Annotated in this window: 10 protein-coding genes; 7 read left to right on the top strand and 3 right to left on the bottom strand. The window is 69.6% G+C overall.

All coding sequences use genetic code 11. The features are described 5' to 3' along the window. The 3 genes from H0X90_RS34175 to H0X90_RS34165 form a co-directional block, all read left to right on the top strand. Window positions 1–126, top strand: a 126-nt coding sequence (locus H0X90_RS34175; protein WP_141718689.1) for a 4Fe-4S dicluster domain-containing protein, incomplete at its 5' end; no start/stop codon positions are given. A 49-nt stretch (window positions 127–175) separates the two neighbouring features. After that, complete coding sequence (bktB, locus tag H0X90_RS34170; RefSeq protein ID WP_034203733.1) at window positions 176–1,369, top strand: beta-ketothiolase BktB; 1,194 nt, start codon at window positions 176–178, stop codon at window positions 1,367–1,369. Window positions 1,370–1,407: 38 nt separating this feature from the next. Continuing rightward, entirely contained in the window at window positions 1,408–2,262 is an 855-nt protein-coding gene (locus H0X90_RS34165; RefSeq protein WP_077190038.1) for a 3-hydroxybutyryl-CoA dehydrogenase, read from the top strand. Between the two features lie 70 nt (window positions 2,263–2,332). Here H0X90_RS34165 and H0X90_RS34160 read toward each other — a convergent pair whose 3' ends face one another. Continuing rightward, window positions 2,333–2,998 carry a TetR/AcrR family transcriptional regulator gene (locus H0X90_RS34160; RefSeq protein WP_006489724.1) on the bottom strand — a complete coding sequence of 222 codons (666 nt, stop codon included), beginning with the start codon at window positions 2,996–2,998 and terminating at the stop codon, window positions 2,333–2,335. A gap of 94 nt (window positions 2,999–3,092) precedes the next feature. Here H0X90_RS34160 and H0X90_RS34155 point away from each other — a divergent pair, with 94 nt between their 5' ends. Together H0X90_RS34155 and H0X90_RS34150 are read left to right on the top strand one after the other, a co-directional pair. Beyond that, a complete protein-coding gene (locus tag H0X90_RS34155) occupies window positions 3,093–3,917 on the top strand; it encodes an NmrA family transcriptional regulator (protein WP_077190037.1) in 825 nt (274 codons plus the stop codon). Window positions 3,918–3,919: 2 nt separating this feature from the next. Beyond that, window positions 3,920–4,405 carry a DUF1772 domain-containing protein gene (locus H0X90_RS34150; RefSeq protein ID WP_062886084.1) on the top strand — a complete coding sequence of 162 codons (486 nt, stop codon included), beginning with the start codon at window positions 3,920–3,922 and terminating at the stop codon, window positions 4,403–4,405. A gap of 14 nt (window positions 4,406–4,419) precedes the next feature. Here H0X90_RS34150 and H0X90_RS34145 read toward each other — a convergent pair whose 3' ends face one another. After that, window positions 4,420–5,220 carry a helix-turn-helix transcriptional regulator gene (locus tag H0X90_RS34145; RefSeq protein WP_006489734.1) on the bottom strand — a complete coding sequence of 267 codons (801 nt, stop codon included), beginning with the start codon at window positions 5,218–5,220 and terminating at the stop codon, window positions 4,420–4,422. 90 nt (window positions 5,221–5,310) lie between these two features. On the opposite strand from H0X90_RS34145, the gene H0X90_RS34140 reads away from it, so the two are divergent. Both H0X90_RS34140 and H0X90_RS34135 read left to right on the top strand, forming a co-directional pair. Next, window positions 5,311–6,219: a DMT family transporter gene (locus tag H0X90_RS34140; RefSeq protein WP_034203729.1), complete on the top strand. Its 909-nt coding sequence runs from the start codon at window positions 5,311–5,313 to the stop codon at window positions 6,217–6,219. Beyond that, on the top strand, window positions 6,216–7,193 hold the full coding sequence (locus H0X90_RS34135; protein ID WP_077190036.1) for an ATP-binding protein: 978 nt from the start codon (window positions 6,216–6,218) through the stop codon (window positions 7,191–7,193). The genes H0X90_RS34140 and H0X90_RS34135 overlap by 4 nt, the downstream gene beginning before the upstream one ends. An 8-nt stretch (window positions 7,194–7,201) precedes the next feature. Here the strand turns inward: H0X90_RS34135 and H0X90_RS34130 are convergent, their stop codons facing one another. Continuing rightward, window positions 7,202–8,059 (bottom strand): DUF2071 domain-containing protein, encoded by an 858-nt coding sequence (locus H0X90_RS34130; RefSeq protein ID WP_006489725.1) that lies wholly within the window; start codon window positions 8,057–8,059, stop codon window positions 7,202–7,204. Window positions 8,060–8,167 lie beyond the last annotated feature (108 nt).

Raw genomic sequence — 8,167 nt, 5'->3', positions numbered from 1 at the left:
GAGCGCCTCGTGATCAACGCGCAGAATTGCGTGCACTGCAAGACCTGCGACATCAAGGACCCGACGCAGAACATCGTGTGGGTCACGCCGGAAGGCGGCGGCGGGCCGAATTACCCGAACATGTAACGCAACGCATCCCCGCGCCCCGCGGGCGCGAACGAACCGGAGTGAGACGATGAGCAATGCAGCGAAGGAAGTCGTGGTGGTGAGCGGTGTCCGTACCGCGATCGGTGATTTCGGCGGCAGCCTGAAGGATTTCTCGCCGACCGACCTCGGCGCGAAGGTGGTCGCCGAAGTGCTGTCGCGCGCGAACGTGCCGGGCGATGCGGTCGGGCACGTCGTGTTCGGCCACGTCGTGAACACCGAGCCGAAGGACATGTATCTCGCGCGCGTCGCGGCGATCAACGGCGGCGTCGCGCAGCACACGCCGGCGTTGACCGTGAACCGCCTGTGCGGCTCGGGCCTGCAGGCGATCGTGTCGGCCGCGCAGACGATCATGCTCGGCGATGCCGACGTCGCGATCGGCGGCGGCTCGGAGAGCATGAGCCGCGCGCCGTACACCGTGCCGGCCGCGCGCTTCGGCCAGCGCATGGGCGACGGCAAGCTCGTCGACATGATGCTCGGCGCGCTGCACGACCCGTTCCAGACGATCCACATGGGCGTGACGGCCGAGAACGTCGCGAAGAAATACGACATCTCGCGTGAAGCGCAGGACGCGCTGGCGCTCGAATCGCATCGTCGCGCGGCGCGCGCGATCGCGGAAGGGCGCTTCAAGGACCAGATCCTGCCGATCTCGATCCGCACCAAGAAGGGCGAAGTCGCGTTCGACACCGACGAGCACGTGCGTCACGACGCGAGCGCGGACGATTTCACGAAGCTCAAGCCGGTGTTCGCGAAGGAGAACGGCACCGTGACGGCCGGCAACGCGTCGGGCATCAACGATGCCGCGGCCGCCGTGCTGATGATGAGCGCGGACGCCGCGCGCGCGCAGGGCGTGAAGCCGCTCGCCCGCCTCGTCGCGTATGCGCACGCGGGCGTCGATCCGGCGTACATGGGCATCGGCCCGGTGCCGGCCACGCAGAAGGCGCTCGAACGCGCGGGCCTGAAGATCAGCGATCTCGACGTGATCGAAGCGAACGAGGCGTTCGCCGCGCAGGCCTGTGCGGTCACGCAGGCGCTCGGCCTCGATCCGGCCAAGGTCAACCCGAACGGCTCGGGCATCTCGCTCGGTCACCCGATCGGTGCGACCGGCGCGCTGATCACGGTGAAGGCGCTGTACGAGCTGAAGCGCATCGGCGGGCGTTACGCGCTCGTGACGATGTGCATCGGCGGCGGCCAGGGGATTGCGGCGATCTTCGAGAACATCTGATAATCGACCGCTCAGCCTCCGAATACACAGGAATCGTCATGGCCATCGAAACCGTCGGCGTCGTGGGCGCCGGAACCATGGGTAACGGCATTGCGCAAACCGCCGCCGTTGCAGGACTGAACGTCGTGATGATCGACGTCAGCGACGCCGCGCTCGACAAGGGCCTCGCGACGCTGAAGGGCAGCCTCGAGCGGCTCGTGTCGAAGGACAAGCTCGACGCGGCCGCACGCGATGCGGCGCTCGCGCGCATCACGACGTCGACCGACTACGCGAAACTCGCCGCGGTCGACATCGTGATCGAAGCCGCGACCGAGAACGTCGAGCTGAAGGGCCGCATCCTGAAGCAGATCGAGGCCGTCGCGCGTCCGGACGCGATCATCGCGACCAACACGTCGTCGATCTCGATCACCGCACTCGCGGCGCCGCTCGCCGATCCGTCGCGTTTTCTCGGCATGCACTTCTTCAACCCGGTGCCGCTGATGCCGCTCGTCGAGATCATCCGCGGGCTGCAGACGAGCGATGCGACCGCGTCAGCCGTGCGCGCGCTGACCGAGCGTTTCGACAAGTCGCCGATCGGCGTGCGCAATTCGCCGGGCTTCGTCGTGAACCGGATCCTGGTGCCGATGATCAACGAAGCGTTCTTCGTGCTGGCCGAGGGCATCGCGTCGGCCGAGGAGATCGACGCGGGGATGAAGCTCGGCGCGAACCACCCGATCGGGCCGCTCGCGCTGGCCGACCTCGTGGGCCTCGACGTGTGTCTCGCGGTGATGGACGTGTTCGCGAAGGACTTCGGCGATCCGAAGTATCGCGCGTGCCCGCTGCTGCGCGAGATGGTGTCGGCCGGGCGGCTCGGGCGCAAGACCGGGCGCGGCGTGTACGACTACAGCAAGTAAGCGGCGCGTCATGCCACTTCGCGCGGAGCCTTCGGGCGGCCGCGTGCATGGTGCGGCGCGCGCGGCGCGATTACGCGTCGAGCACTGACAGGTCGCGCGGCAGCGCGCGCTTGAACATCGCCAGCATGTGCCGCGCCGCCTTCGGCGGCAGCGTGATCGCATGGCGTACGGCCGCCGCGATCTGGATCATCATCAGTTCCGCGAATGCGCTGCGCTGTGCGCGCGTCGTGTCGGGCGCGACTTCCGCCAGCGCATCCGCGAACAGTCCGGCCAGGAATTCGCCGTCCGCGCGATCCAGTGCCTGCAGCGCGCGATCGGCCTGCGTCGCGCGCCAGATGTCGCGCATCAGCGGCTCGTCGACGAACATCCGGTAGTAGCTGTCCGTGATGCGCGCGAGCGTGGCGTGCAGATCGTCGATCGTCTTCATTCCCGCGAGGTCGCGCCGCACGCAGTCGTGGCCGACGGCGTTGTAGCGCTCCGCGAGCGTGCCGATCACCGCGGCCTTGTCCGGAAAGTACTGGTACAGCGAACCGAACGAGATGCCCGTGCGTTCGACGATGTCGCTCATCCGGAACGCGTCGCAGCCTTTCTCGATCATCACTTCCGACGCGCACGCGAGGATGCGCTCGAACCGCTCGCGGCTGCGCTGCTGCGTCGGTACCAGCCGCGCGCGCGCCGGCGCGTCCGCTGCCGCCGCGTCGGGCTCGTCGCTCTGCCCCGATTTTTGTCGGCCCATGCCGCCTCCCGAAAAGCTTGACGTTGCTAATGCGAGAGTCTATCGTGTTTTTGAAACGCGAGAGATTCTCGTGTTTTTCCAAAAGGAGACGCACATGTCGGCACTTCCTCTCCTCATCGTCGGCGGTTCGGGCAAGACGGGCGCCCGCGTCGATGCCCGGCTGCGTGCGCGCGGCCATGCGACACGGCCGGTATCGCGCACGTCGGCCGTCCGCTTCGACTGGACGGCGCCCGAAACGTGGCCGGCCGCGCTCGATGGGGTGTCGGCCGCCTATGTGACCTACCAGCCCGATCTGGCCGTCGAAGGCGCGGTGGACGCGATCGCCCGATTCGCGCGGCTCGCGCGGGACCGCGGCGTCGAGCGCGTGGTGCTGCTGTCCGGGCGCGGCGAGCCGCGCGCACAGGCCGCCGAGGCTGCGTTGCAGGCGTCGGGCGTGGGCTGGGGTGTCGTGCGGGCAAGCTGGTTCAACCAGAACTTCTCCGAAGGCTATCTGCTCGACGGCGTGCTGGCCGGCGAAGTCGCGCTGCCGGCCGGCGCGGTGCGCGAGCCGTTCGTCGATGCGGACGACATCGCGGACGTTGCCGTGGCCGCGCTCACCGATGCGCGCTTCGCGAGCCGCGTGATCGAGGTCACCGGCCCGCGCGCACTGACGTTCGCGGAAGCGGTCGACGAAATCGCGCGGGCCGCCGGGCGGCCGATCGCCTACCGCGAGATTCCGCACGATGCGTTCGTCGCGGGGCTGCGCGAGGTCGGCGTGCCGGAGCCGGTCGTCGCGTTGCTCGACGACCTGTTCGACGGGGTGCTCGACGGGCGCAACAGCGCGGTGACGCACGGCGTCGACGCCACGCTCGGGCGCCCGGCGCGCGATTTCGCCGACTATGCGCGCGCGGTCGCCGCGACCGGCGTATGGAGCGCCTGACCATGATCGCGTTCGTGACGTCAGCGTTGCTGTGGGGTTCCGCCATCGGCTGCGGGCTGATGGCCGGCGTGTACTTCGCGTTCTCGACGTTCGTGATGACGTCGCTCGGACGGCTCGCGCCGCCGGCCGGCGCGGCCGCGATGAACGCGATCAACGTCGACATCGTGCGTTCGCCGTTCATGCCGCTGTTTCTCGTCACGACGCTGATGGCGCTCGCGCTCGTCGTGATCGCGCTGTTCGATCGCGACTCGCCGGGCGCGATGGCGGCGCTCGCCGGCGGCGTGCTGTACGTGTTCGGCATGTTCGCGGTGACGCTGGCCGTCAACGTGCCGCTCAACGATGCGCTCGCCGCGGCCGATCCGGCCACGGCGCAAGGCGCGGCGCTGTGGACGCGCTACCTGCACGACTGGACGAGGTGGAATCACGTGCGCACGGTGGCATCGGCGGCCGCATGCGCATGCTTCATCGCGGCACTCGCGGCGCGCTAGCGGCAGCGCCGCCGTTACGCGTAAAACGCCGACGGCGACATCCCGAAGTGCCGCTTGAACATCGCGGAGAACGCGCTCTGGCTGCTGTAGCCGTGATCCATCGCGACGGTCAGCACTTTTTCGCCGTGCGCGAGACGCTTGAGTGCGAGCAGCAGCCGCGCCTGCTCGCGCCAGCGGCGGAAGCTGAGCCCCGTCTCGCGCCGGAACGCGCGATGCAGCGTGCGGACCGACAGGCCGAGCAGGTCGGCCCACTCGGCGATCGTGCGCAGGTCGTCGGGCGTGGCGACCAGCGTGTCGCAGATCGTCCGCAGGCGCGCGTCGTGCGGCCACGGCAGGTACAGCGGCAGCAGCGGCGCGACGGTCACTTCCGCAAGCAGCAGGTGCATCAGGTGATCGTGGCGCGAGCCCGGCGCGTAATCGAGCGGCACGTCGACTGCGGCGAGAATCAGCTCGCGCAGCAGCGGATGCACTTCGACGACGCAACTGCGCGCGGGCAGGTGCTCGACCGCGCCCGGCTCGACGAACACCGTGCGCATCTGCACGTCGCCGCTCATCTGCACCGTATGGTCGAGCCCGGCTTCGAGCCATACGCCGCGTGTCGGCGGCACGACCCACGATGCACCTTCGGATTCGACGTGCATCACGCCCTCGATCGCATAGAGCAGTTGCGCGCGCCGATGGCGGTGCGGCGCGATCGACGTGCCGTGCACGTAGGTGGCCGCCATCGCCGACACGGGCATCGGCGTCGATTCGTAGCGCAGGTGCGCAAACGGCGGGGTGGACTCGCGTGTCCGATTGGCGACAAGTCGTGACATTTTGGCGTGAGACAGGCAGTGGGCGGGCGGGCACGATGGCGTTCCGATTCACGCCAGCCTCCCTGTCACGATATTAATCCGTCCAACGCGATGAACAAGTCTCCTTTTCTGCTCCCCTTCTGCGCGATCGCGCTGTGGGCCGGCAACGTCGTCGTCTCGAAGCTGTCCGCGTCGACGATCGACCCGTCGGCCATCACGTTCTACCGGTTGCTGCTCGCCGTCGCGCTGATGAGCGTCTTCACGCTGCGCCCCGCGTGGCGCAATCGCGCGGTGCTCGTCGCGCACCTGCCGAAGCTCGCGGTGCTCGGCTTTCTCGCGATGGCGCTGTTCCAGAGCCTGTCCTACGAGGCCGCGAAAACGACCAGCGCGACCAACATGGCGATCATCACCGCGCTCGTGCCGCTGATGACGATGCTGCTGAGCTCGCTGCTGCTCGGCGATCCGCCGGGCGCCGGCATGATCGGCGGCGGTGTGCTGTCGCTCGCGGGCGTCGTCTACCTGATCGCCGAAGGGCACCCGACGGCGATCGCCGCGCACGGCGTGCAGCTGGGCGACCTGCTGATGCTGGCCGCGTCGGCCGCGTACGCGCTGTACGGCGTGCTGCTCAAGCGCTGGCGCATCGGCGCGCTGCCCGCGTGGCAGTCGACTTACGTGCAGGCGCTGGCCGCACTCGTGTTCATGGTGCCGATGCTGCTGCGGCTGCCCGCGCAGGCCGCATGGCCGACGCGCGCGAGCGTGCCGCTGATCCTGTATGCCGGCGTGCTGGCGTCGGTGGTGCTCCCGTATCTGTGGATGCAGGGCGTGCGGCTGCTCGGCCCGAGCCGCTGCGCGATGTTCATGAACCTGCTGCCCGTGATGACGGCCGGCGGCGCGATCGTGCTGCTCGGCGAATCGCTGCGGCTGTATCACCTGATCGGCGGCGGCGTCGCGCTGCTCGGCGTCGCGCTCGCGCAGCGGTTTCCGTTTCAAGCCGGTGCATCGCAAGGAGCCCGCCAATGAGCGCGCATGCGGACCTCCAGGATCTGATGGCCATGCTGCCGGACGAATGCGCACCTGGCGCCGCGCCGGCGCTCGCGCGCCAGCTCGAACGGATCGCGACCGCGCTCGAGGCGTTGGCGGGCATCCGCCAGCCGGCCGCGATCGATTTCGATGCGGCCATTGCGTTTCGCTGGTGCGGTGTCGGCGGCGGCCATCGAACGGCGCCGCTCGAACCGATCGCCACGCCCGCGCTCGTCGGGTTCGACGCGCTGCGCAACGTCGGCCGGCAGGCGGCGATCGTCGAGCGGAACACGCGCCAGTTCGTGCACGGGTTCGCGGCCAATCACGTGTTGCTGACCGGCGCGCGCGGTACCGGTAAATCGTCGATCGTGAAGGCGTGCCTGCATGCGTTCGCGGCGCACGGCCTGCGGTTGATCGAGGTCAGCAAGGAAGGGCTGAACGATCTGCCGGCGATCGTCGAGCTGGTGCGCGCGCGGCCCGAGCGCTACCTCGTGTTTTGCGACGACCTGTCGTTCGAGGCCGGCGAGACCGGCTACAAGGGGCTCAAGACGGTGCTCGACGGCTCGGTGGCGAGCGACCTGTCGAACGTGCTCGTGTACGCGACGTCGAATCGCCGCCACCTGATGCCCGAGCAGGCGAGCGACAACGCGAACGTGACGCGTGCGGAGAACGGCGAGCTGCACCCGGGCGACGCGATCGAGGAGCGGATTTCGCTGTCCGAGCGCTTCGGGATCTGGGTCACGTTCTACGGCTTCACGCAGGACGAGTACCTGGCCGTCGTCGAGAGCCGGCTCGGCGCGGCCGGTTTCGATGACGCGCAGATTCGCGCGGCCCGCGAGCCCGCGCTGCAGTGGGCGCTCGAACGCGGCGCGCGTTCGGGCCGCATCGCGGTGCAGTTCGCGCGCGATTACGCGGGACGGCTCGCGGACGAAAGCGGTGCGGACGATCGCCCGCCGGGGCGCCGGCGCGCCTGAGCCGCGCGCTACAGCAGCCGCTCGGACAGGACGCGGAATGCGACGTCCGGCACGACGAAGCACAGCGGCTCGCCGGTCGCGCCGATGCGGGCGAGGAAGTCGCCGCCGCCTGCGGGGCCGATCGTCTTGAGCGGCCGCACCGCGTCGACGTCGATCGGCAGGTCGATCGACGCATGCGCGAGGCGATCGCAGTCTGCCACATGGGCGACGGCCGCGTGCTGCAGCGACAGCGCGGCGACCGCCGCGCGCCAGTCGTCGAAGAACGGCGCGAAGGCGTCGGGCAGCGTGCGGTCGTGCGACGCTTCGGCCGTGCAGCGGAAGTCGGGTGCGCTGCCGCCGCTCGCGGCCAGCAGCGTGTCGTAGCGTCCGTCGCGCGCCGCATGCGTGAAGGGCCGCGCGAGATGCGACGGCAGCGCGTCGCTGAACAGCCGGCTGCCGAGTGCATAGAGCGGGTGGTCGAACACGTTCTTCACGAACAGCACAGTGCGCCCGGCCGGCGCGCCGTCCGGCAGCGCGTCGACGTAGAGCCGCCAGTTGCTTTGCAGCGGCGACGGAAACACGCGCCGCAGCGGGCCGGCGAGCCGCGGGCCGAAGTGGCGGTGCCGGTAGGTGAGCGTCGTGAACAGCGTGCGGCCGCCACGGCTCGCGAGCGTGACGCCGCGCGGCACGAGCGGCGCGACGGCCGCGACATCGACGACCCACGTGCAATACACGACGTGCTCGACGTCGCTCGCGAGCTGCAGGAACGGCAGCCGCGACAGCAGCGCGCGGCGTGCGCGCAGCAGCGGGCCGCTCGCGACGATCCGGTTGGCGAGCCGGCCGGCGAAGCCGGAGGACGGGTAGACGAAGGTATTGTCGTAGCGCATGGGCGGCATTGTGCCGGGGTTGTCATGTGTGCGGAAGAGGCGAGCCAGCGTCCTTGGCCGAACGCCGTGCATTTGCCGGACGCCGCCCGCATGATGCACGCTCGTGCG

This window comes from Burkholderia sp. 9775_39 (genome assembly GCF_015712225.1).
Taxonomy (GTDB): domain Bacteria; phylum Pseudomonadota; class Gammaproteobacteria; order Burkholderiales; family Burkholderiaceae; genus Burkholderia; species Burkholderia cenocepacia.
The sequence above is the reverse complement of the archived record's forward strand: the minus strand, read 5'-3'. Positions and strand labels throughout refer to the sequence as shown.

Coding starts and splice junctions, on each gene's coding strand:
- bktB (WP_034203733.1), top strand. CDS start 176: ATGAGCAATGCAGCGAAGGAAGTCGTGGTGGTGAGCGGTGTCCGTACC.
- H0X90_RS34165 (WP_077190038.1), top strand. CDS start 1,408: ATGGCCATCGAAACCGTCGGCGTCGTGGGCGCCGGAACCATGGGTAAC.
- H0X90_RS34160 (WP_006489724.1), bottom strand. CDS start 2,998: ATGGGCCGACAAAAATCGGGGCAGAGCGACGAGCCCGACGCGGCGGCA.
- H0X90_RS34155 (WP_077190037.1), top strand. CDS start 3,093: ATGTCGGCACTTCCTCTCCTCATCGTCGGCGGTTCGGGCAAGACGGGC.
- H0X90_RS34150 (WP_062886084.1), top strand. CDS start 3,920: ATGATCGCGTTCGTGACGTCAGCGTTGCTGTGGGGTTCCGCCATCGGC.
- H0X90_RS34145 (WP_006489734.1), bottom strand. CDS start 5,220: ATGTCACGACTTGTCGCCAATCGGACACGCGAGTCCACCCCGCCGTTT.
- H0X90_RS34140 (WP_034203729.1), top strand. CDS start 5,311: ATGAACAAGTCTCCTTTTCTGCTCCCCTTCTGCGCGATCGCGCTGTGG.
- H0X90_RS34135 (WP_077190036.1), top strand. CDS start 6,216: ATGAGCGCGCATGCGGACCTCCAGGATCTGATGGCCATGCTGCCGGAC.
- H0X90_RS34130 (WP_006489725.1), bottom strand. CDS start 8,059: ATGCGCTACGACAATACCTTCGTCTACCCGTCCTCCGGCTTCGCCGGC.